The sequence below is a fragment of the Shewanella sp. OMA3-2 genome (assembly GCF_021513195.1).
In the GTDB taxonomy this organism is placed as follows: Bacteria; Pseudomonadota; Gammaproteobacteria; order Enterobacterales; family Shewanellaceae; genus Shewanella.
In genome coordinates this window covers 782,158-806,695 of record NZ_CP090974.1, presented here as the reverse complement: position 1 = coordinate 806,695, position 24,538 = coordinate 782,158, and the positions used below count along the sequence as shown (strand labels likewise).

At 43.1% G+C, this 24,538-nt stretch carries 22 protein-coding genes and 1 pseudogene; all 23 read left to right on the top strand.

Going from position 1 to position 24,538, the window contains the following annotated elements; translation table 11 throughout:
• Positions 1–54 precede the first annotated feature (54 nt).
• The 23 genes and pseudogenes from rpoZ (at position 55) to L0B17_RS03550 (ending at position 24,538) form a co-directional block, all read left to right on the top strand.
• Entirely contained in the window at positions 55–333 is a 279-nt protein-coding gene (rpoZ, locus tag L0B17_RS03660; RefSeq protein ID WP_188735731.1) for a DNA-directed RNA polymerase subunit omega, read from the top strand.
• Between the two features lie 13 nt (positions 334–346).
• On the top strand, positions 347–2,452 hold the full coding sequence (gene spoT / locus L0B17_RS03655; protein WP_235087659.1) for a bifunctional GTP diphosphokinase/guanosine-3',5'-bis pyrophosphate 3'-pyrophosphohydrolase: 2,106 nt from the start codon (positions 347–349) through the stop codon (positions 2,450–2,452).
• A 42-nt stretch (positions 2,453–2,494) separates the two neighbouring features.
• Positions 2,495–2,878 (top strand): RidA family protein, encoded by a 384-nt coding sequence (locus L0B17_RS03650; protein WP_235087657.1) that lies wholly within the window; start codon positions 2,495–2,497, stop codon positions 2,876–2,878.
• Between the two features lie 81 nt (positions 2,879–2,959).
• Positions 2,960–3,661: pseudogene (gene trmH, locus L0B17_RS03645) on the top strand (tRNA (guanosine(18)-2'-O)-methyltransferase TrmH).
• 387 nt (positions 3,662–4,048) lie between these two features.
• Positions 4,049–5,704, top strand: a complete 1,656-nt coding sequence (locus L0B17_RS03640; RefSeq protein WP_235087655.1) for an AMP-binding protein — start codon at positions 4,049–4,051, stop codon at positions 5,702–5,704.
• Between the two features lie 152 nt (positions 5,705–5,856).
• Positions 5,857–6,789, top strand: coding sequence for a calcium/sodium antiporter (locus L0B17_RS03635; protein ID WP_235087653.1), 933 nt, complete (start codon positions 5,857–5,859; stop codon positions 6,787–6,789).
• 298 nt (positions 6,790–7,087) lie between these two features.
• Positions 7,088–7,777 (top strand): hypothetical protein, encoded by a 690-nt coding sequence (locus tag L0B17_RS03630; protein WP_235087651.1) that lies wholly within the window; start codon positions 7,088–7,090, stop codon positions 7,775–7,777.
• Between the two features lie 126 nt (positions 7,778–7,903).
• A complete protein-coding gene (locus L0B17_RS03625) occupies positions 7,904–8,998 on the top strand; it encodes a sensor histidine kinase (RefSeq protein WP_235087650.1) in 1,095 nt (364 codons plus the stop codon).
• Positions 8,999–9,053: 55 nt separating this feature from the next.
• Entirely contained in the window at positions 9,054–9,680 is a 627-nt protein-coding gene (locus L0B17_RS03620; protein WP_235087648.1) for a response regulator transcription factor, read from the top strand.
• A gap of 132 nt (positions 9,681–9,812) precedes the next feature.
• A complete protein-coding gene (gene recG, locus L0B17_RS03615) occupies positions 9,813–11,888 on the top strand; it encodes an ATP-dependent DNA helicase RecG (RefSeq protein WP_235087646.1) in 2,076 nt (691 codons plus the stop codon).
• A 120-nt stretch (positions 11,889–12,008) separates the two neighbouring features.
• Positions 12,009–12,908, top strand: a complete 900-nt coding sequence (locus L0B17_RS03610) for a DUF3014 domain-containing protein (RefSeq protein WP_235087644.1) — start codon at positions 12,009–12,011, stop codon at positions 12,906–12,908.
• Between the two features lie 213 nt (positions 12,909–13,121).
• Complete coding sequence (locus tag L0B17_RS03605; RefSeq protein ID WP_235087643.1) at positions 13,122–13,859, top strand: beta-ketoacyl synthase chain length factor; 738 nt, start codon at positions 13,122–13,124, stop codon at positions 13,857–13,859.
• Complete coding sequence (locus L0B17_RS03600; protein ID WP_235087641.1) at positions 13,852–14,691, top strand: lysophospholipid acyltransferase family protein; 840 nt, start codon at positions 13,852–13,854, stop codon at positions 14,689–14,691. Before L0B17_RS03605 ends, L0B17_RS03600 begins: the two co-directional genes overlap by 8 nt.
• 9 nt (positions 14,692–14,700) lie before the next feature.
• Positions 14,701–14,958 (top strand): phosphopantetheine-binding protein, encoded by a 258-nt coding sequence (locus L0B17_RS03595; RefSeq protein ID WP_235087640.1) that lies wholly within the window; start codon positions 14,701–14,703, stop codon positions 14,956–14,958.
• 9 nt (positions 14,959–14,967) lie between these two features.
• A complete protein-coding gene (locus L0B17_RS03590; protein WP_235087638.1) occupies positions 14,968–15,216 on the top strand; it encodes an acyl carrier protein in 249 nt (82 codons plus the stop codon).
• Entirely contained in the window at positions 15,216–15,767 is a 552-nt protein-coding gene (locus tag L0B17_RS03585) for a hypothetical protein (RefSeq protein ID WP_235087637.1), read from the top strand. Before L0B17_RS03590 ends, L0B17_RS03585 begins: the two co-directional genes overlap by 1 nt.
• Complete coding sequence (locus L0B17_RS03580; RefSeq protein ID WP_235087635.1) at positions 15,760–17,130, top strand: AMP-binding protein; 1,371 nt, start codon at positions 15,760–15,762, stop codon at positions 17,128–17,130. Before L0B17_RS03585 ends, L0B17_RS03580 begins: the two co-directional genes overlap by 8 nt.
• Positions 17,123–17,485, top strand: coding sequence for an ApeI family dehydratase (locus tag L0B17_RS03575; RefSeq protein WP_235087633.1), 363 nt, complete (start codon positions 17,123–17,125; stop codon positions 17,483–17,485). Before L0B17_RS03580 ends, L0B17_RS03575 begins: the two co-directional genes overlap by 8 nt.
• A 3-nt stretch (positions 17,486–17,488) precedes the next feature.
• Complete coding sequence (locus L0B17_RS03570) at positions 17,489–19,186, top strand: glycosyltransferase family 2 protein (protein WP_235087631.1); 1,698 nt, start codon at positions 17,489–17,491, stop codon at positions 19,184–19,186.
• Between the two features lie 4 nt (positions 19,187–19,190).
• Positions 19,191–20,756, top strand: coding sequence for an HAL/PAL/TAL family ammonia-lyase (locus L0B17_RS03565; protein WP_235087629.1), 1,566 nt, complete (start codon positions 19,191–19,193; stop codon positions 20,754–20,756).
• A complete protein-coding gene (locus L0B17_RS03560) occupies positions 20,756–21,244 on the top strand; it encodes an acyl-CoA thioesterase (RefSeq protein WP_235087627.1) in 489 nt (162 codons plus the stop codon). Before L0B17_RS03565 ends, L0B17_RS03560 begins: the two co-directional genes overlap by 1 nt.
• Positions 21,228–22,163: an outer membrane lipoprotein carrier protein LolA gene (locus tag L0B17_RS03555; RefSeq protein WP_235087626.1), complete on the top strand. Its 936-nt coding sequence runs from the start codon at positions 21,228–21,230 to the stop codon at positions 22,161–22,163. Before L0B17_RS03560 ends, L0B17_RS03555 begins: the two co-directional genes overlap by 17 nt.
• Positions 22,160–24,538 carry an MMPL family transporter gene (locus L0B17_RS03550; RefSeq protein WP_235087624.1) on the top strand — a complete coding sequence of 793 codons (2,379 nt, stop codon included), beginning with the start codon at positions 22,160–22,162 and terminating at the stop codon, positions 24,536–24,538. Before L0B17_RS03555 ends, L0B17_RS03550 begins: the two co-directional genes overlap by 4 nt.

Sequence of the window (24,538 nt, the reverse complement as noted above, 5' to 3'; positions counted from 1 at the left end):
AGTGTACAATTTTGCGTCATTTTTTCCCCATAGATAACACTGGAGTTTCCACACATGGCTCGCGTAACTGTAGAAGACGCTGTAAATAAAATCGGCAACCGTTTTGATATGATCCTAGTTGCAGCGCGTCGTGCACGCCAAATCGCCGTGCAAGGTAAAGATCCAATGGTAGAAGAGATGAATGACAAGCCAACGGTTATCGCATTGCGCGAAATCGAATTAGGTTTAGTCACCTCGAATACTTTAGATGCTGATGAGCGTCAAACTGTCCGTGAACGCGAAGCTGCTGAAATAGCTGCTGTTGCCGCCATTGCGGAAGGTCGTGTAATTTAAGGAGTAGCGCCACTTGTATCTGTTTGAAGGTCTCAAAGAATCAGCTTCCGCTTATTTAGAGCCGGAGCAAGTAGAATTACTCAAGCAGGCTTATTTGGTCGCGCGCGATGCCCATGAAGGGCAAATGCGCACAAGTGGCGAGCCTTACATTACCCATCCGGTTGCGGTTGCCCGCATCCTGGCAGACATGCGTCTTGATTATGAGACGTTAATGGCTGCCCTGCTTCATGACACCATCGAAGACACTCCTGTCACCAAAGAAGAACTTGCTGAGTTATTTGGTGTAGATGTGGCCGAATTAGTCGAAGGCGTATCAAAGTTAGATAAGATCAAATTTCGCGATAAAAAAGAAGCCCAAGCTGAAAATTTTCGTAAAATGATGATGGCCATGACCCAAGATATTCGGGTTATTCTTATCAAACTGGCTGACCGAACTCATAACATGCGCACCTTAGGCGCGCTTCGCCCTGACAAACGTCGTCGTATTGCCCGCGAAACCCTCGAAATATATGCACCTATCGCTAACCGACTTGGTATTCATAATATCAAAATAGAGTTAGAGGATTTAGGCTTTCAAGCTTATTACCCTATGCGATATCGGGTGATAAAAGAAGTCGTTAAATCTGCTCGAGGTAATCGTAAAGAATTAATCATTGGTATAGAAGGTGCCATTGAAACGCGATTAGAAGATGCTGGCATTGCAGGCAAGGTCAAAGGCCGAGAAAAAAATCTTTACTCCATTTACCGTAAAATGTGCAACAAAGAGCTGCAATTTGAAGAAGTAATGGACATTTACGCCTTCAGAGTGATCGTTGACAGCATTGACACTTGTTATAGAGTACTTGGCGCCATGCATGGGTTATACAAACCTCATCCCGGCCGCTTCAAAGATTACATTGCTATACCTAAAGCCAATGGTTATCAATCATTGCACACCTCATTATTTGGCCCCCATGCAGTTCCGGTTGAAGTGCAAATTCGTACTGAAGAAATGGACCAAATGGCTGATAAAGGGGTTGCCGCGCATTGGATGTATAAAAACAAAACCGATGCTAGCCAGCAAAATACTACCCAAGTCAGAGCCCGTAAATGGATGCAAAGCTTACTTGAATTACAGCAAAGTGCATCTAGCTCATTTGAGTTTGTTGAAAACGTTAAAACTGAACTCTTCCCTGACGAAATTTATGTATTCACTCCTGAAGGCCGTATTTTAGAGTTGCCGGTGAATGCCACCGCGGTCGACTTTGCCTATGAAGTGCATACTGATGTGGGTAACACCTGCGTGGGTGCAAAAGTGAATCGCCAAGCTTACCCACTAAGCCAACCGCTAATTTCAGGCCAAACCGTTGAAATTATTACCGCAAAAGGTGCACGTCCTAATGCTGCATGGCTTAACTTTGTGGTAACAGGTAAAGCACGCGGTAAAATTCGTCAAGTATTGAAAAGCTTAAAGGGTGACAATGCCGTCACACTTGGCCGTCGTTTATTGAATCATGCACTAGGCGCAACTAAATTTGACACGATTCCGCCAGAGTTAATCGAAAAGGTCATCAAAGAGACCAAGCATGCTAACTTAGATTCATTGTTAGCAGATATTGGATTGGGCAATGCGATGAGCATTGTTATCGCCCAGCGTTTGTTAGGTCACAAGCTTGACTCAGCCTCAAGTAAAGACGGCAACATGATGCCAATTCGCGGCGCGGAAGGCATGCTGGTTACTTATGCAAATTGTTGTCGCCCAATTCCCGGAGATGCGGTGATCGCCCATGTCAGTCCAGGTAAAGGTTTAGTGGTCCATATGGAAAGCTGTGCCAACATTCGCGGTTACCAGGGCGAGCCAGACAAATATATTTCAGTGCAGTGGGATAATACCGAAGGTGTGGAATATCATGCTAACTTGCGCGTTGAAATTGTAAATCATCAAGGTGCATTAGCCAAAATCACCTCAATTATTGCCTCAGCAGGGTCAAATATTCATAACTTGAGTACCGAAGAGCGAGATGGTCGCGTGTACTTAATTAATTTGCGTATTTCGGTTAACGATCGGGTACATTTAGCCAATGTGATGCGCCGTATAAGAGTACTTCCTGAAGTGCTGCGTACCTCACGGAACAGATAACCCTTTTATAAATCATTATAATAATCAACAAGAGAGCACAAAATGGCTGAAAAAATTATCATTGCAACTGACAAAGCTCCACAGGCTATTGGCACTTATTCTCAGGCTGTAAAAGTTGGCAATACCGTTTATTTATCAGGTCAAATTCCATTAGATCCTAAAACGATGACTATGGTAAGCGATGAGTTTTCTGCGCAAGTTGTGCAAGTATTTGAGAACTTAACCGCAGTGTGCGAAGCCGCTGGCGGAAAAATGTCAGACATAGTGAAGTTAAATATCTTCTTAACTGACTTATCACACTTTGCTACGGTTAATGACATCATGAGCCGTTACTTCCAACAACCTTACCCAGCCCGTGCTGCTATTGGGGTAAAAGAGCTACCAAAAGGCTCATTGGTTGAAATGGACGGTATTATGGAGCTATAAGCTCCGTCATTAACGTCCAAAATTACTCAGTATAGAGGGCGCTTATGCGCCCTTTTCGTTTTCTCAACATGAACATTTATTATGAGCCCAGAACGTTTCGCCCGTATCAATAAAATGCTAGACAATCGTCAGGTTGATCTGACCCTATGTCTAGATACTGTCCATAAAAGCCAAAATATTGCCGCGGTTATCCGCACTGCAGATGCTGTAGGTATACACCAAGTTCATGCGGTATGGCCTGACGTTCAGATGCGGGTATCAGGTAATACAGCATCTGGTAGTCAGCAATGGGTAAAAACCATAGTGCACGACAATATGAACCAAGCGGCTTCGCAGTTTAAGGCCCAAGGCATGCAAGTGCTGGCAACCAACTTTTCTAACACTGCCGTCGACTTTCGCCAAATAGACTACACCAAACCAACGGTGATCATTATGGGTAACGAGCGCGATGGTGTCAGTGATGAAGGACTAGCGATTGCTAACCAACATATCATTATTCCTATGCTTGGTATGGTGCAGTCACTGAATGTATCGGTTGCTTCGGCATTGATTATGTATGAAGCACAACGCCAACGGGAACAAGCAGGCATGTATGGCACCCGTCAATAAGATGAGGCTTATTGCCAGAGAATGTTGTTCGAACAAGGCCACCCGGTTTATGCCAAAGCTTGTCGCCGTAAAAATATCCCTTACCCGCAAATTGATCAGCAAGGACAAATAAAAGCCGAGGATAATTGGTGGCAACGCATGCGAGAGCCTGATCCTCATGCTGAAGAAGTATAAGAACTAGATAACAAAGTAACTCAGTTGAAAGCTGCAGTGAAGTTAACAAGTGGGTTGTCGTTTCAGTATTGTCGAGTAAGATTTCGATTAAAAGATTAAAACTCCGTAATATCTGTAATACGGTTAAGTTAAGTCATTTAACAGCAAATACGATAACCCCTACTACGTCGCCATTTTAAATATTCCCTGCACCGCATAGAAAATCACGATATAACTAACAGTTAATCATTGCCCACTTCAGAGCTAGCCAGAGTATTCCATTGATTCATAACGTTTACTGTCTCATCAGCTCAAACTATTTGCGCCGGCTCACAAAACTCGCCATACTGGTTCAAACGCATGTTTAAACTAATCTTAATTAAAAACAATAAATCAGAGAATAGCCCTATGAATAATGCAATTAAAACACCCGTTGAAATGCTTGAGCATTGGGTTGAAACACATGGTGATAAAGTTTACTTACGCCAACCAATCAATGGCAACTATCACGACTTCACATGGCGAGAAGTACAACAAAAAGCTCAACAAATCGCAGGGGCTTTGCGCCATCTAGGGTTAGTGCCTGGCGACAAAGTGGCTATTTTATCTAAAAACTGTGCCGAATGGTTCATTACCGACTTAGCCTTAATGCTAGGCGGCTACATCAGTGTACCTATTTACCCAACCGCTAATGCCGATACGATTCGTTATGTATTAGAACACAGTGGTACTAAAGCTATCTTTATCGGTAAATTAGACTACTGGGCAGACCAAGAAGCCGGTGTCGGCGGTGAACTTTTACGCCTCGCCATGCCCTATGACACTATGCCAGCCCAGTATCAATGGGATCAATTATTGTCATTGGGGCAACCTCTGGTTGATGCAGAACATCCAACGCCCGACACGACTATGACCATCATTTATACCTCTGGCTCAACAGGTAAACCTAAAGGTGCTATTCATACCTTTGCTACTTACAGCTGGACCTGTGAAGCGGTAGTGCGTGATTTACAAACCAACACTGCTGATAGACTGCTGTCTTACCTGCCTCTGGCCCACATCACTGAACGTATTGCCATGGAAGGGTCATCTTTTTACTCCGGCTCAATGGTGGCGTTTGTTGAAAGCTTAGATAGCTTTGTTGAAGACGTAAAACGTTGTCGGCCAACGGTTTTCTTTTCTGTGCCCCGTTTATGGACTTTATTCCAACTTAATATTGTCAATAAAATTGGTGAAAACAAACTTAATTTCCTGCTTAAATTACCTATTATCAATAGCATTATTAAACGCAAAATTCAGAAAGGCCTAGGCTTAGAACATTGTCGTTTACTCGGTTCAGGCTCGGCGCCAATTCCACCGACGTTAATTAAGTGGTATCACAGTATTGGAATGAATATTTGTGAAGCCTGGGGTATGACTGAAAACTGCGCTTATTCGATTATTAACTACCCTTTTAATGTCAATAAAATTGGTACTGTGGGTCGCGCAATTGAAGGGTGCCAAGTGCGCCGCACCGAACAAGGTGAGTTGCTGGTAAAAAGCCCTGGATTGATGAAAGGGTACTATTTACAAGAAGAGGCTACCGCGGCGGCATTTGATTCCGATGGATTTTTTCATACCGGCGATTTGTGTGAAATAGACAGTGATGGTTATATTGATATTACCGGCCGTGTAAAAGATAATTTCAAAACATCAAAAGGTAAATACGTTGCCCCTGTACCTATCGAACGCAAACTGGCTCAAGATTCACACGTTGAACTAATTTGCGTTATCGGCTCAGGCCTACCGCATCCCGTAGCCCTAGTTCAATTGTCTGAAGGGGCTAATTTACAACCCCGTGAAGAAGTGCGTACGTCATTAAAAGCCACCTTAGACAGCATTAACCCTAACCTTGAATCCCATGAACATGTTGATGCAATTATCGTAGTCAAAGAACCATGGACTATCGAAAACGATGTATTAACCCCAACACTTAAAATTAAACGCCATGTGCTTGAAAAGGCTTTTAGCGCTAAAGTAGAGGGTGTTCGTGGTGCAAAAATCCGCTGGGAAGATGAGCTATAAATTGATGAACTAAAATTCATTCAATAGACAAAAAATACACGCTGAATGCGTGTATTTTTTTGACATATTCTGTCAACATACGCCTCATTATATCGACAACCAAAAAGTGGTTAATGGCTAAGCCCAAAACCACTGACTAAAATGAGAGTAACATGTTAATTGCATTGGCCATTCTTGGCGGATTTATTATTTTAACCATTGGGGCTGAAGCCCTAGTACGTGGCGCAAGTGCTGTGGCACTTAAGCTCGGTATTGCCCCGTTGATTATTGGTTTAACCATTGTTGCTTTTGGTACCAGTGCGCCAGAACTTGCGGTCAGTATAAAATCAGCTCTTGCCGGCAATCCAGGCATTGCCTTAGGTAACGTTGTTGGCTCAAACATTGTTAACATTGGATTAATTCTGGCTATTACCGCCTTAATTAAACCGATTCAAATACAATCACAAATGGTTAAACGTGATATTCCAATCATGATTGGTGCATCCATTTTAGTGTGGACCTTGTTACTTGACGGTGTAGTCAGCTTTATCGACGGTGCAATTCTATTTAGCTTATTAGTCAGTTACTTAGTCTTTAGTTATGTGAGTTCAAAAAATGCACCCGAAGAATTAGACATTGATACCAAACCGCAAAACCCATTACTGTCTGTAGGGCTTATTGTTGTTGGTATTGCTATGTTGGTTGGCGGCGGAATTCTGTTTGTTGATGGCGCGGTAGATCTCGCCAAAATGTTTGGTATTAGTGAAGTGATTATCGGCTTAACAATTGTGGCTATTGGCACCAGTATGCCAGAGCTAGTAACATCCGTTATGGCGGCACTCAAAGGCCAAAGTGATATTGCTATTGGCAACGTAGTGGGATCGAACATCTTTAACGTATTAGGCATATTGGGCGCAACAGCATTAATCCATCCGGTATCTGCTGAAGGCTTTAATCAAATAGACTTTATCGCCATGCTTCTCTTCGCCATTATGGTACTACCTTTTGCTTGGAGCGGACTGCGTATCGGTCGTCGCGAGGGTGCGGTATTACTAACAGGCTATCTGGGTTATACCGGCTTCTTGGTTTCTCAAGTGGTTGCTTAGCTTAAACATGTTCATCATCAGGTCTAAAAACCTCGTTTAACTCAAGTGTTGATAAACGCTTAAATTGATTTACTCACCAAAGTCACTACCTGGTGTCCTCAAAAAAACCGTCTCATTTTATAGACGGTTTTTTGATACCCTTTTCTGCTTACCGACAAAACTCACCTGTAATTGATGACATTTGTCATACCAAATCCATGACCTATGTGCCTGCCAAGTTTCACTGTTTGTCGACATAATTATCTCAGTTTCAAACCAGTCTGGTTTGGCTTATTAACATCAAAAAATGGAGATTGACATGAAAACACTACTCTTAATTGGCAGCTTAACCCTTATCAGCCACGCAAGCTTTGCTGACATAAACCAAATTGATGCCGCGGCCAACACCATGAATATTGAGCAGCTAAAGCAAATTAGTAGCCAAACTTTTGATTATGAAAAAGCTTATGCTGATTATCGCTTAGCCATAACCGCTAATATTTTGGGACAAAGACAACTTGCCAACACCCACCTAGATTCGGCCCAAGTAAACCTTGAGCAATTGATTAGCAGAGAAAACAGTGCCGATGCCAGCGCGCTGTTAGCATCAATCTATGGCATGAAAATCGCTTTTGATAGTCGTCAAGCGGCCACCTTAGGTATCAAGTCATCGCGTTTACTTACCCAAGCAGAACAACTTGATGCCACTAACCCAAGGGTTAAGTTGGTGCAAGCCATTAGCGCATTCAATACCCCATCAATATTCGGTGGCGGTATAGAAAAAGCGCAAACACTGGCTACAGAAGCCATTAGCCTTTTTGAAGCACCCTGTGAAAATATTTGCTGGGGACATGCCGAAGCCTACACATGGCGCGGGCTAGCGAAACAAGAAGATGGCGATCTGGCGGGTGCAATTTCTGACTGGCAAACCGCATTAACGGTTGATGCACAATATGGTTGGGCTAAATTTTTACTTAGCCAACAAACGGCAAAGCAGATATCAAAGTAAGAGTCATATTAAAAACCTTGTTAAATAAAGGCTTACCTATATACGCGCAATTAAGGCGCAGTTAACATATGATTAACAGCGTCTTAATTGCCTGCACGGCCTAATGATTATATTGGAATAAGCACCATGAGTTACTTTAATAACAACAGCCAAACGGCAGAACAAAGCTATGAGCAAAAAACTGCTTGGGTTTATCTGTTAAATTTAGGTTTTTATTTTATCCCGCTGTTTTTCATGCAAGGTCAATGGCTCAATATTATAGTGGCACTGTTAATATTAGTGCCTTTTATTTTCGGGTATTATTGGGCATATAACAGCAGCACCCAAAAAGCACATTATCCCATTGCCGTAATGCTAACCTGCGCGATTGTGGCAACTCCCTTTACCTCCGGCACTATTTCATTGTTCTCATTTGTGTGCTTTTTTATTGGTTTTTTCTACACATTACCCACCGCTCTTTTTGGATTTTCAGCGATTTTCTTGCTGCTATTTGCATTGAATCAAGTGGTCAATATTGAAGGCTACTATTTTGCTTTCTATGGTATGGGCATTAGCTTAGGTGTAGGTATTTTTGGCATTATTGAACAAAATCGTCAGCGTATTAAACGTCAACATCAGCGTTCACAAGACGAAATAACCCAACTGGCAACGGCATTAGAGCGTGAACGTATTGCCCGTGATTTACACGACATTATGGGCCACAATTTATCTTCCATCGCCTTAAAAGCTGAGCTTGCGACTAAGTTACTCCAGGCCAATCAAGCAGAACAAGCTCAAATACAATTAACCCAATTGGCCGACATTGCCCGTGATAGTCTTAGCCAAATTCGGCAAACTGTGTCGAATTACAAACACAAAGGCCTGCAAGCTTGTTTGCCTACATTAATACAATCTTTGCGCGATCAAGGCATGGAAGTGCATGTCGAAGGAGATACCCCATCATCAACAGAGTTGGTCGAGTCGCAATTAGCGCTCATTTTGACCGAGGCTGTTAACAATTGCCTCAAACATAGTCATGCCGAAAAGGTGAGCCTGGTTTTCGCCCAAGATGAGCATAATATTCATCTTAGTCTTAGCCAAAATACGGCCACCAAAGAGATCAACGAAGGCAATGGTTTAAAAGGCATACGTGAACGGGTAGATTTACTAAATGGCACATTTTCATATCAAATCACGCCAGTGTTTACGCTTAATATCACTCTGCCTAATACCACCCAATAAAGCGAATAACAGATCGCTATAAACATAAAAGACAGACCAAGGATAAGGATACCGGATGAAAATTTTACTCGCAGAAGACCAGGCTATGATCCGTGGCGCCTTAGTCGCATTACTTACGCTGGCAAAAGATAAATTACTTCACCCCCAGTTAGCTAATAGCTTTGAAATTATCGAAGCCGAAAATGGCGAACAAGCTTTAGCTTTGCTAAAAAAACAGCCTGTTGATTTATTACTCACCGACATAGAAATGCCGCATAAAACCGGCCTTGATTTAAGCCAATGGCTACAATCACAATCCAGTACAACCAAGGTCATTATTTTAACCACCTTTGGCCGAGCCGGTTACATCAAACGCGCATTAGAATACGGTGTAAATGGTTTTTTATTAAAAGATGCTCCGTCAGATGAGTTAATCAGTGCCATTGTCAAGGTCATGTCAGGCAAACGCGTGATTGACCCTGAGCTGGCCTTTGCCGCCATAGGTGAAATTGACCCACTAAATGGTAAAGAACGCCAAGCACTACGATTAGCCAGCGAAGGTAAAGCCACCAGCGATATTGCCAAATTACTTTTTATTGCTGAAGGTACGGTACGTAATTACTTGTCTGAAGCTATTGCCAAACTCAATGCCAGCAACCGCATTGATGCAGCCCGAATCGCCAAACAAAAAGGTTGGTTATAAATTTAAGCTAATATCTTGATATTGCCTTAGATCTAATCTCTGCTAAGATAGTAAAACATATGTATATAATCACAGTACTATGTCAGTGCTAAGCAAATTGAGTTAAGCATAACTTAGTGGAGTAAATAACGTTTGTTGCGTTTAGATTTAGTGCCCATCACCGAGCTAAAAGGTGTGGCTAAAAAAATGGCTGAAAGGCTGAATAAGCTAGGCATTAAAACAGTACAAGATGTGCTGTTTCATTTACCGCTGCGTTATGAAGACCGCACTCAAATCTACCCTATTAGCGCACTGTCATTTGGCAGCTATGGCACCATAGAAGCCGAAGTACAGTCCACGCAAATTATTCAAGGTCGTCGCAGAATGCTTATCTGCAATGTGCGTGATGACTCCGGGCCAATGACATTACGGTTTTTTAATTTTTCAATGGCACAACGTAATGGCATGCAACAAGGCGCTATGATCCGCGCCTATGGTGAAATTCGTCGTGGTAATCATCATGCTGAAATTGTTCACCCTGAATATAAAATTATCCAACCCGGTGATGACAGTAATTTAAGTGAAACCTTAACCCCTATTTATCCGACAACGGAAGGGCTAAAGCAGGCAAGCTGGATCAAGCTAACCGACCAAGCCCTATTGATGCTAAATCAAGGCGGCTTGCCTGAGCTTATTCCGGTCAATCTACAACCCAACAACCTGACATTGCCGCAAGCCCTTATTCTACTGCATCGACCAGATAAATATGTCGACCCATTTATGCTTGAACAAGGTCAGCACCCCGCCCAGCAACGTTTAGTGCAAGAAGAATTACTGGCCCATAACTTAAGCATGTTGCAGCTAAGACAAAAATCACAGCGTGATGCGGCCATTTCAATCGCTGCCAGCGGTCAATTACTCAACCCATTTTTAAAAAACCTTCCTTTTAAGCCAACAGATGCACAGCAACGCGTTGTCGCTGAAATAAGCCAAGACTTACAGCGATCACACCCTATGATGAGATTAGTGCAAGGCGATGTCGGCTCAGGCAAAACATTAGTTGCTGCCATGGCCGCGCTGCAAGCCATAGAAAATGGTTATCAAGTGGCTATGATGGCACCCACTGAGTTGTTAGCGGAGCAGCATGCGATTAATTTCGCCCAATGGTTTGAACCTTTAGGGGTAAAAGTGGGTTGGTTAGCGGGTAAAATCAAAGGCAAAGCCAGAGTGCAATCATTAGAAGACATTGCTTCGGGTGCGGCACAAATCGTTATAGGTACCCATGCGATATTTCAAGATGCGGTTCATTTTCATAAACTTGCGTTAATTATTATTGATGAACAACACAGGTTTGGGGTTCATCAACGTTTAGGTTTACGCGAAAAAGGCGTTAGCCAAGGTTTTCATCCACATCAACTCATTATGACCGCCACCCCAATACCAAGAACGTTGGCCATGACAGCCTATGCAGATTTAGACACTTCAGTGATTGATGAACTTCCCCCTGGCAGAACACCCGTTACCACGGTAGCAGTATCAGATAGTCGCCGTAATGATGTAATTGAAAGAGTTAGGCAAGCCGCACGACAAGATAATCGTCAAGCTTATTGGGTATGTACCTTAATTGAAGAGTCTGAGGTGTTAGAATGTCAGGCCGCAGAAGATACCGCAGCAGAACTCACTGAGATATTACCTGAACTCACGGTAGGCTTAGTGCATGGACGAATGAAAAGTGCAGAAAAACAACAGGTCATGGCCAAATTTAAAGCCGGTGAAATACAGCTGTTAGTCGCGACAACTGTGATTGAAGTGGGTGTTGACGTGCCTAATGCTAGCTTGATGATTATTGAAAACCCTGAACGTTTAGGGCTGGCTCAATTGCACCAACTAAGAGGACGTGTGGGCCGTGGTGCGGTGGCAAGTCATTGTGTCATGCTATATAAAGCACCATTATCACAAACCGCGACCAAACGATTAGGTGTACTACGTAATAGTAATGATGGTTTTGTTATTGCTCAAAAAGATTTAGAGATCAGAGGCCCTGGCGAAGTGTTAGGCACTAAACAAACTGGGCTCGCTGACATGAAAATTGCTGATTTAATCCGTGATCAACACCTGATCCCCAGCATTCAAAAGCTTGCTGTACATATTTATCAGCAAGTGCCCGATAATGTCGACTTAATCATTCAACGATGGCTAGGTGAACGACAGCAATACGTGCAAGCATAAGATGATTTTTTATTTATATTTTAACCATCCTATAGACATGCAAGCGTAATCTTGCACAATAGAGACAGTATTTACTTTTTCTGTTCCGTATTATCAGCTTTAAACAGCTAAGGAATTGCAATGCAGGTTAATAAAGAAGATAGAGCGACACCCACCACTGAAGCTGAAGCGAAACCCAATACCAATAACGCCATTATCGGTGGCGTTATCGTTGCACTGATAGTCGGTGCAGGTTACTTCTATATGAGTGGCGAAGACTCAACTGAATTAGAACCGGCCATGCCAACACCTATTGAGTTACCTGAACCTATGCCGATGAATCCTATCGAAGAGGCACCCATTGAAGAATCGATTACTGATGTAGATGCACCTGAATCTTCGGCATCAGATATTGTGCCTCTGGGTGAGTCACAAACACCTGAAGTGGTTGCTGAGCCTTTACCACCATTAGCGGAATCTGACGACTTTGTCGCCAAGAAAACCTTAGCCGTAGCAAACGGGATGAAAATTGAACCGCTTATTTTAAAGAAGGATATGGCGCGTCAATTTGTGGTCTTTATTGATAACTTAGCCCAAGGCGAGTTAATCCGTAAAGCCAGCCCAATGCAAGGTCCTGATAATAAGTTTACTGTAAGTGAAATAACTAACAAAACCTATTTAAATCCAGACAGCTATCACCGTTACGATTTATATGCAGATTTTATTTCTGGGCTAAATGATCAAGAATTAGCCGCCACTTATCGCGAGCTTAAGCCGTTATTTGAAGAAGCATTTATCGAGCTTGGTTACGCCAATATGAACTTTGATGAACGCATGCAACAAGCTTTTAAAATGATTGCCGATGCACCTATTATTGAAGATCCTATTGAATTAACCTCAATATCGGTTAATTACCAGTATGTTGATGCAAGGATAGAGGCGCTACCTAATGCACAAAAGCTACTGGTTAGAATGGGTCCAGAAAATACCCGTAAAATTAAAAATGCCGTAAAACGCTTACAACCTTTATTACCCCAATAACCTGCCAACTCAACCACATTTGAGTGACAGTATGCAGCAGCAGCGAAAGAACCCTTCTTTCGCTGCTTTTTTATGCCTGCATGACTGTTTAGCCTGTCATACTTTAGTGTACAATTAACCTGTTAATTTTTGTTTGATGACTCCCCATTTGTTCGCCATTAAACAAAAATGAATACTTAGATAAGGACGACTAGGCAACATAGAGGCAATGTAGTGCAGTTAGCATTTGATATTTTATCGTGGAGCGCTTGGACACCTGACTTTCAAACAAGAGAAAGTTGGTCGCTCTGGCAGGAGCCAAATCAACAAACCGCACTCAGCAAGGTATCTCCGGCACTTTCTGAAATACCTGCAATGCAAAGGCGTCGATTCAGTCGACTAACCAAAATGATGCTTACTGTTGCATTTGACTGTCAGGCCGAAAACTCCACCCGTAGCATCTTTGCTTCCCGACACGGTGAACTCAATCGCACTATAGGTCTACTGGAAGATGTGGTCGCAAAACAGCCTCTTTCCCCCACGGCCTTTAGCCAATCTGTACACAATACTGGCAGTGGCATATTTGGCATATTAAGCGCTAACAAAACCAGTTCAACGTCAATTGCCGCTGGCGCCCAAAGTTTGCCGCAAGCATTTATCGAAGCCTACGGCCAACTTGCAGAGCAACCCCAACCAGTATTATTGATCTTTGCTGATGATCCCGTGCCACCTGTGTATAACGAGTTTTTCAATGAAGTGGAATTCCCCATCGGATTCGGCTTATTACTGACAATTGCAAGTGAGCATCCACACCCACAAAGTATCGCTCAGGTTTCGATTAACAATTCCTTACCCCAAACGGCTCCCTATAGTGCCATTGGCTTAAGCCAATTAATCCATCATCTTGCGACGCAAACAGCATTACAAGGCGAAATGTGCCAATGGCATTGGACTTTAACTCCTAATGGCTAACATTAAAAATAGCGACTCAGCCTCAGCGAGCAAACTTTCTGGTATCGCTTATTTCCCTCGCTGGGTAGGCGGCGTGTGCTGTTACTTTGCCTTTGGATTGGGCGGTTTGCTCAGTTCGCTAACCATTGTGCCTGCTTTACGATTTTGGCCTGGTAGTTATGCCGTCAGAATCGCACGAGTACAACGCTTTGTGAGTTGGATGTTTCGCTTATTTGTGACCATGTTAGCTTTTGCGGGCGTAATTAGAGTCAGCCAAACAGCACAGCAGCAATTGAGTCATATTAAAGGCAGTATTATTGTCGCCAATCACCCGACTTTAGTTGATGTAGTTGTATTAATAAGTTTAATGCCCAACGTTGGCTGCGTGGTAAAACAAACCCTATGGCACAACCCTTTTATGCGCGGAGTCCTGTCCTGTGCAGGCTACATACCTAACCGCGGCGCAGCACTCTTGCTAGATGATTGCACTCAAGTTTTATCACGCGGCACTAATTTAATTATTTTCCCTGAGGGCACGCGCACCTTAATCGGTAACATCATTAACCCCTTTGCTAGAGGAGCCGCTAATATTGCCTTACGCACCCACACTGATATTGTTCCCGTTGTGCTGCGTACCGATGTTGCAGGCCTCACCAAACAACAACCATGGTATGAAATTCCTCGCCAAACGATTAATATGTCAGTAGAAATAGGCCATACTTTTGCTTATCAAACTTATCATCAGCGTGATGCTGGTGAAGCAAAACTTGCTAGGCAACTAACGCGAGAGCTTGAACAATTTTATAAAGCACAATTAGTGCATCCAATTACTTTTGAAAAACAACAACCATAAGAACAGTAAATGACTAATTTAAATAATGAAATTAAACAACTCATCATTGAGTGTTTAGACCTTGAAGACATCGCTATTGATGATATTGACACCGACGCAGCACTTTTTGGTGAAGGCTTAGGTTTAGATTCTATTGACGCTCTAGAGTTAGGTTTAGCGATTAAAAAGAAATTTGATGTTAAAATTGAAGCTAACTCAGATACGACTAAAGCACACTTTTATAGTATTGCCAGCCTTGCCAGTTTTATTGAATCGCAGCGAGCATAGGAGTTAAAAATGCAAAGTCGTGAACAAATTTATGACATGCTGTGTAGCATTTTAGTCGACGAATTTGAAATAGAGCCCGCTGATATTAGTCTCGACTCCACACTCTATGATGAGCTGGACTTAGACAGTATTGATGCTGTTGATTTAGTAATCAAATTACAACAATTGACCGGTAAAAAAATTCAACCTGAGGAATTTAAATCCGTTCGCACAGTCAATGATGTCGTGAATGCCATTGATGGTTTAATGCAGCAATAATGAAAGCGCTATTGCAGGTAATATCTGCGCTGGCTGTCATGGGCTATCCCATCGCGGTTTATTTCGGTTTGCAATATTTACCTAACGGGGTAATCGCCTTAGTGTTATGTGGTTTGTTAATCACTCGGCTGTCATTAAGTCAAAAACAGTTAACCCCCCTGTTAGCTCCATTGCTAGTAGGCATAGGGCTAACCGCCGCCAGTTTTATTGCCCAACGGCATGACTGGTTATTGTTTTACCCTGTGGTAATTAACCTCAGTATGTTGGCTTTATTTATCCACTCACTTAATCATGGCCCAAGTATGATTGAGCGCCTTGCTAAATTAAAAGAGCCTGATTTACCTGCAAAAGCGACACCTTATTTAATCAAAGTGACAAAGTTATGGTGTGCGCTGTTTGTATTTAATGGATTAATGGCGCTTTATACTGCGCTGGCAACAAGCATAGAAACATGGACCCTTTATAATGGCCTTATTGCATATATGTTAATAGGGGCTTTATTGGGTGGTGAATGGCTATATCGTACTTTATGGTTGAAAAAACATGGATAATTTATTACTTAATTGGCTTAAAACAGGGCCCAACACCCAGCAATTAATCAGTTTTAATCATCACGCTATTATGACCAGCACCCGTTTTTGTGCACAGGTAACTTACCTGTACCAACAATTACACGACCAACCCGCTAAACGTTGGTTACTTGCAGCCAAGCAAAGTGACTTGTTTGCTGCTGGGCTTTGCGCTGGACTATTAGCAGGCAAAACCATCATTTTACCCGCCAACATCCAAGCGGGCACTATAACTCAACTCGAGCACCAATTTGATGCTGTTATTGCCGATGAGCCTATTTGTGATGCCGGAATCTATATACCGCTGACCAGTGACATAACACCACCGGCAGCAAAATGGCCTCAAAGCGCCCAATTAGGTGAATTAATCCTGTTTACCTCTGGCAGTAGCGGCGAAGCTAAAGCCGTTAAAAAGTCTATTGCACAGTTAGATGCAGAAGTGAGCACACTCGAGCGTACCTTTGCCGATCATCTGCCCCATTGCTCTGTGGTATCAACCGTTTCGCACCAACATATTTATGGTTTGTTGTTTAAAATATTATGGCCGCTGGCGGCAAACCGGCCTTTTTTAAGTGAACAAATAGAATACCCAGAAACCCTAAGTTACTATTTGGCCATTATGCCTAACCTTTGCTTGATCAGTAGCCTGGCTCAGCTTTCTCGTTTACCAGACGCGTTAGACAAGCAATTACAACATCGCTGCCCCAGCTTGATTTTCAGCTCAGGTGGGCCACTCAGTTTTGAAGCCGCCACAGATATTGAGCAATGTTATCGTCAACTGCCTATCGAAATATTCGGTAGCACTGAAACTGGCGGCATAGCTTATCGACGCCAGCATAATGCCGACGAGCCCTGGCAGATATTCAGCCCGGTTAACATCAAGCAAGATGAAGACGATGGCGCATTATGTATTCAATCATCATATCTAGAAAATACTACCCAGTGGCATAAGTGTGATGACAGCATCGAACTGATTAACCCACAGCAATTTACCTTACTCAACCGGCTTGATCGCATTGTTAAGGTTGAAGAAAAGCGCATTTCTATGGTGCAAATGGAGCTATTACTGTGCGAGCATCCTTTAGTACTTGATGCTGCGGTAACCATACTGACCAAGCCACGACATATGCTAGGCGCGATTATTACTTTGACGGATGAAGGTAAAAAAATATTAGCCAGTGACGGTAAGCTCACTATCAACAACTTGATAAAAAAACACTTATTAAGTCAGTTTGAACGAGTCACATTACCTAGACGTTGGCGTTACCCAGAAACTATACCGCAAAATTCGCAAGGAAAACGAGTTCAAGCCGAGCTGATTTCGTTATTTAAAAAACATGATTAAATCCGTATTACCGCAAATTGTTAACCAACAGCAGCAAGATAACAGCATCACTTGGCGTTTATTTGTTGATGGCGGTTTAGATTTTTTTAAAGGTCATTTTCCTGAGCAAGCTGTGCTCCCAGGAGTGACTCAGCTAGATTGGGCAGTGCAACTCGGCTGTAAAGCGTTTGGCTATCAATCCAAAGTGGCTAGCCTTGAAGTGTTGAAATTCCAGCAGCTACTATTACCCGATAGTCATGTGGATCTCACTATCAGTCATAATAAAGACAAAGCAAAACTAACTTTCCAATATAGCGAAGGTGATAAATGTTATTCATCAGGGCGTATTGTCATCGCCACAGAAACTGAAGTATAGCGTATGAAACTGGCGCTTATTATCCCCAATTACAATCATCACCTTGAAATTGAAAATACGCTGAGCGCACTGGCGCAATTTGATCTGCCTTGCTACCTTATCGATGACGGCAGCCAAGATGAGACTCGCTATGCGCTACAAGCAATGGCGGACAAGTTTGCCTGGGTCACCCTGATCCACCACCCTTTTAATCGTGGTAAAGGCGCCGCTGTAGTCACCGGTTTAAGACGCGCCTTTGCTGACGGCTACAGCCATGCCTTACAAGTTGATGCTGATGGACAGCATAACCTAGCCGATATCCCAGCCATGATTGAATGCGCTACAGCTAATCCTCAAGCATTGATTTCAGGCAAACCTGTATACGATGAGTCGGTACCCAAGGGGCGTTTATATGGCCGTTATATCACCCATTTTTGGGTATGGATAGAAACCCTAAGTTTCGATATTGAAGATTCAATGTGCGGTTTTAGAATTTATCCCTTGGCTGCAACCGAAGCGTTATTTAAAACCCAATCATTGGGTGAGCGTATGGATTTTGATATTGAAGTGATGGTGAAATTGCATTGGCAACACACATCTATCATTCAACTGCCCACTAAAGTGATTTATCCAGAAAATGGCATTAGCCATTTCCAAGGAATACAAGATAATGTGCGTATAAGTTGGATGCACACTAAGCTGTTTTTCGGCATGCTAACGCGCCTACCGCAAAAGCTATTGCATAATAACGACCAGCAACATTGGTCTGCAATGCAAGAGCGCGGCAGTTATTGGGGCATAAAAATACTGGCCGAAAGTTACCGTTTCGGCGGGCATTGGCTGTGTCGCGCCATTATGTATCCAGTGATTGGCTACTTTTTCCTGACTGGCGGCGCAACTCGCAACGCTTCAATGGCATTTTTACAGCAAGCGAAATTGCATAATCCACAGCATGTTGATTTATCTTCAGACATTACATGGCGTGATAGCCTCAAGCACTTTTTGTCTTTTGGTAACGCCGCATTAGACAGAATTGATGCCTGGTGCGATCGCATTAAACTCGATGAAGTAGACTTTGCCGATAGGCGCATTCTGGCAGACCAAATTGACACTGGAAAAGGCGCGGTATTATTGGTATCGCATTTAGGTAACCTAGAATTGTGTCGCGCAATTTCTATTCACCAGAAAAAAGTAAAAGTGAACGTGATGGTACTGACCAGCCATGCGGAAAACTTCAATAAAGTACTTCAGCAATTGAATCCACAAAGTAGTTTAAACTTAATTCAAGTCAACGAACTCGACCCCAGTACCGCCATGCTACTGCAACAAAAAGTCGACCAAGGTGAATTGGTTGTTATTGCGGCCGACAGAACATCATCTAATAGCCAAGGCCGAGTGGTTAATCTGCCATTTCTGGGTAAGCCTGCGCCATTTCCTCAAGGGCCATTTATTTTGGCCAGCTTGTTAGATTGCCCAGTGTTTACTATGTTTTGCCTGCGTCAAAATGGCCGTTATCAAGTCCATGTGACACCGTTATCCAATAGTTTAAAAGGCCCAAGAAAAGGCCGCACTGAGCGATTAACCCAGGCCATGACCGAATACAGTCAACGTTTAGCCCACTTTGCCCAACTCAGCCCATTACAGTGGTTTAATTTTTATGATTTTTGGCGAGAAGACGATAAAAGTCTGCGCCAATCCGCCCCATCTAAGCAGGAACAGTAACCCGATGACGCATTCGATTTCGCAGTCTGAAACTATTCATTTAGGTCACATTGATTTTTACCAAGGCCAGCTGACTATTGAACAAGTTGTCGCTATTGCTAAAGGCGCACCAGTCAAATTAAATGACACGCCAGAATATCAAGATTATATTGAAAAAGGCGCCCGCTTTATCGATAGCCTGCTACATGAAGAAGGCGTGGTTTATGGTGTAACCACAGGTTATGGCGATTCCTGCACGGTTAATGTTAGCTTAGAACTAGTCCATGAATTGCCACTGCACTTATCACGTTTTCATGGCTGCGGTTTAGGCGATGTATTTAGCCCAACCCAAGCCCGAGCGGTGATGGCGTGCCGCTTAAACTCATTAGCCGTGGGCAAATCAGGCGTCAGTTATGCATTATTACAACGCATTGAATGGTTATTAAATAACAATATTACTCCGGTTATCCCCGAAGAGGGCTCTGTTGGTGCCAGCGGAGATTTAACGCCACTATCATACCTTGCAGCGGTATTAATTGGTGAACGCGATGTTGTTTATCAAGGTAAGCGTCTCCCAACTACAGAGGTCTATCAAGCGCTTAATATTACCCCGCTAACGTTACGCCCTAAAGAAGGGTTAGCCTTAATGAATGGCACAGCGGTAATGACGGCATTAGCTTGCTTAGCCTATGATCGCGCCCAATATTTATCACGCTTAGCCAGCCGTATTACTGCCATGGCCTCCTTGACGTTAAAAGGGAATTCAAATCATTTTGATGAAATTTTATTTACCGCAAAACCACACCCTGGCCAAAGTCAGGTGGCAACATGGATACGTGAAGACTTAAACCATCATAGCCACCCACGTAATTCTGACCGCCTACAGGACAGGTATTCAATTCGCTGCGCGCCACATGTGATTGGCGTACTGCAAGATGCTCTACCCTTTATGCGCCAGTTCATTGAAACCGAATTAAACAGCGCCAACGATAATCCAATTGTCGATGCTGAAGGTGAGCATATTCTTCATGGTGGGCATTTCTATGGTGGCCACATTGCCTTTGTAATGGATTCGATGAAAAACACCATCGCCAATATTGCCGATTTAATTGATCGCCAAATGGCGTTAGTAATGGACACTAAATTCAATAATGGTTTACCTGCTAATTTATCCGCTGCAACCGGTGATCGCCGCGCCATTAACCATGGTTTTAAAGCGGTACAAATTGGCGTATCGGCATGGACAGCTGAAGCATTGAAAAACACCATGCCAGCCAGTGTATTCTCCCGCTCTACCGAATGCCACAATCAGGATAAAGTCAGTATGGGCACAATAGCCGCCCGTGACTGCATGCGCATTTTACAACTGACAGAACAGGTTGCTGCTGCAGCGCTATTGGCCATGAGCCAGGGTATTAACCTACGTATCAGCCAAAATGAATTAGCCGCTAATAGCTTAACGCCATCATTAGCCATAACCCTTGCTCAGGTCAGTGCAGACTTTGAATTACTGGTAGAAGACCGTCCACTAGAAGCGGTATTACGACAAACGGTAACCAAAATCCAGCAAGGTGAATGGGAGGTATGTTAATGAAAAGCATACTCAGCATTGAAATAGATATGATTATCCCCTTCCATGATGTCGATTCTATGGGAATTACCTGGCACGGTAATTACCTACGTTACTTTGAGGTTGCTCGCTGTAAGTTACTCGACAAACTGGACTATAACTACCGCCAAATGCAGGCATCTGGGTTTGCCTGGCCTGTGGTTGACGTGCACATAAAATATGTAAAAAGCAGTGTTTTTGATCAACAAATCACCGTAAAAGCCAACATTGTCGAATGGGAAAACCGGTTAAAAATTAACTATCAAATCATAGACAGTCACACCCAGCAACGTATTACCAAGGGGCACACTATTCAAGCAGCTGTCGATATGCGCACTGAAGAGTTATGTTTTATTACGCCGGATGTGTTTCAAGATAAAATTCGGCCTTGGCTTGAGGTAGACAATTTACAAAATCATTTACCTAGCGATAATGACAATAACGGACCGTTAAATGAATCCGCCCAGTAATAGCCGTAGTAAGGCTGCCAAAATCATTAAACAGCTGATATTTATCTGCCAGCTGTGCCTGCTAACGGTATTTTTATGCTTGATACTGGTTAAATTTAATCCGCTACAAGCCGCCGAAGTTACCGCAACAACAGCGGCAACAACAGCGGCAACAACAGCGGCAACAACAGCGGCAACAACAGCGGCAACAACGGAAAGTCCATCGAGTTCAATTATTGATTTAGCGCGGGTATTTGAATACCCTGCCAACGAGAAAAACCTGCAACAACTGGCTAAACAGGTGTCTTTGTCACAGCACAACACCCAAGGGCAATTTACCCAAACAAGGCGTTTAGCCGTGTTAAAGCGTCCCTTGCTCAGCAGCGGGACATTTGCTTTTAACCCTGAGTGGGGCATGATTTGGCATCAGCAATCTCCCTTTGCAACCACTATGGTGATGCAAAACCAGCAGCTGACCACTATAGATAGTGAAGGCAATATCCAACAAACACAGTCAAATACTGGCCAACAAAATAATCCTTTAATGCAGCAAACCCCTCAATTAATGCAGCATTTACTCAGCGGAGAATTAATCGCGCTACAAGCCGATTTTTCATTATTTTACCTGCCGACAGTCACGACTGACACTCAAGTTTGGACCTTAGGACTCATAGCCAAAGACACGCGTTTACAGCAGGCTTTAGGCAAAATCATTCTACAGGGTCAGCAACAGGTTAGCCGCATTGTTATGCTCAGTCAGCAGCAAAGTACATCATTAGCAGGCCCAAATAGTCCGTTTGATATCACCGACATCATATTTATTGATGTGAATAATGGCCCTCTCACACCTGAACATACTGCTTGGTTTAAAGCGGCTAATATCAACACAGACGCTCAACCATCAGCAGAAAAACAGCCTAAAGTGACGGTACAGCCGTGAATAACCCGCAACAAGATAAACAATCACTCACAGCCAAATGGCGCTTGGTAATTTGGTGCCTACTGTTTAGTTCAGTGGTTTTGTATGGCATTCATTTATGGCAATCAGGGGCCAAAATTCAAAGTGATATTTTGGCCATGCTACCTCAGCTCCAACAAGATGAGTTAACCCATGCAGCCCTTGAGCAAGTTGAACAACGTTTGGCCGACCAAGTGTATATCGCCATTATTGCACCGCAAAAAAGTAGCGTAATTGATGCCGCTAAAACGATTATCAACAGCCTACAGCAAGATCCAACACAGGCTTTTACCCAGATAGGTAGTGCCGACGACACAGATATTAATGCTATCGGTCAATGGTATTTCAAGCACAGATTTAAGCTACTCACCCATCAACAGCAACAAGCACTGAGCACAAATCAGCTCGACAGTTTAATCGCCAACGTCCAACAGCAATTATATAGCGCATTTGGTTTTGCCAGCAGCCAGCTTATTAGTCAAGACCCACTGCTTCTGTTTACCGATAACCTGTTGGCGTTAAGCGCTCACTCTTCTTTGAGCCAAGAAGATGGCATTTTACTTAATCAACAAGCAGACAATGTGGCCGCAATAGTCATGGCGAAGGGGACAAAAAGCGCATTTAATCCTAACGCTCAGCAACAACAATTACATGCACTGGCAAATGCGTTTGCCGCTGTAGACGGGCAAAAGGTCATTATATTAAAAGCTGGTGCACTGTTTCATGCCCAAGCAGCTACTGAGTCGGCCAAACAAGAAATTAGCTTTATTGGCGGCCTATCGTTATTGGGAGTAATGATTTTAGTCTGGTTAGGCTTTGGTACTTTAATGCCTTTAAGCTTGGCATTGCTGACCTTATCCAGCGGCTTTGTTATGGCCTTAGTTGCAACGCTAAGCTTGTTTCACGAACTTCATCTACTGACATTAGTATTTGGCACTAGCTTGATTGGTATAGCCATTGATTACAGCTTTCATTTTTACTGCGAAAAGCTGAATCGTCCTGAAGCAAACGCTAACCAAGTTATTCACAGTATTTTACCTGTAATGACATTAGCGCTAGCCACCAGCTCACTGGCTTTTATTGGCATTGGTTTTACGCCTTTTCCGGGGATGCAACAAGTGGCAGTATTTTGTGCCGCAGGCTTATTAGGGGCATATTTAACCTTAGTACTGGCCTTTCCGCTACTGGCTAATCGTCCTTTAACTCCCTCAAAGGCACTGAATTGGGCACAAGATTACTTAAATTTTATCGGTCACATTGCTGCTAAAAAGCAAATCACCATGACGTTAGCTTGCCTATTAGTCATGCACAGCGCATTGGGGTTAAGCCAATTAAGTCATAACGATGACATTCGCAATTTACAACAAAGTCCACAACACCTCACAGATGAAGACAACCAGCTAAGACAGTGGTTAAGCGGTGGTGCTGACAATCAGTTTATTCTGGTCACTGCCAATAATGAAGCGCAGCTTTTAGAAGGGTTACATCAACTAACGCCTGTACTTAACGACGCGGTAAAGCAACAGCAACTGGAGCGGTTTTTTAGTCTTGCCAACATGTTGCCAAGTCGCCAGCAGCAAGATCAAAACTACCAGCTTCAGGGTTTGATTTATCAGCAACATTTAACCGACATCATCAACCGACTGGGTTTAACTGATGACTCCGGCTCACTAACCCAGGCATTACTAACGGATTATCAAGCAGCAAAGTATGATTACTTAACCGTAACAGACTTACTCAAATTCGGTGAAAACACATTCACCGACTTATGGCTAAAACCTAATGATAATGGGCAAGTCGGTGCCATAGTGTTATTGACTAACATTGCAGACTTACCCGCCTTAAAGCTGCGTATTCAACACACCAATTTAGTGCAGGCAAAAGTGCAACTGGTCGATAAAGTCGGTGATATTTCTGATCTTATGGGCCAGTATCGCCAACTTACCTTATATCTGCTAGCCGTGGTATTACTCATAGCAACGATCATTTTTAGCATAAAATACCCGATAAAACTGGCATTAACGGTTATTGGTGTGCCAACGGCTGCCATTATATTAACTATTAGCAGCTTAGGTATTGTTGGCTCGCCATTAAGCTTATTTCATGCACTAGCGCTCATTTTAGTGTTCGGTATTGGCATAGACTACAGCTTATTTTTTGCAGAGGCCAAGCAAGCTAACCGCGGCGTGATGATGGCGATATTTATGTCGGCGTGCTCAACATTATTAGCCTTTGGCTTACTGGCTTTTAGCCAAACCCACGCCATACATTTTTTTGGCTTAACCCTATTGTTTGGTATCGGTTTCACCTTTTTACTTGCCCCCTTTATGACATTAATAACAAGGAAATCGCATTAA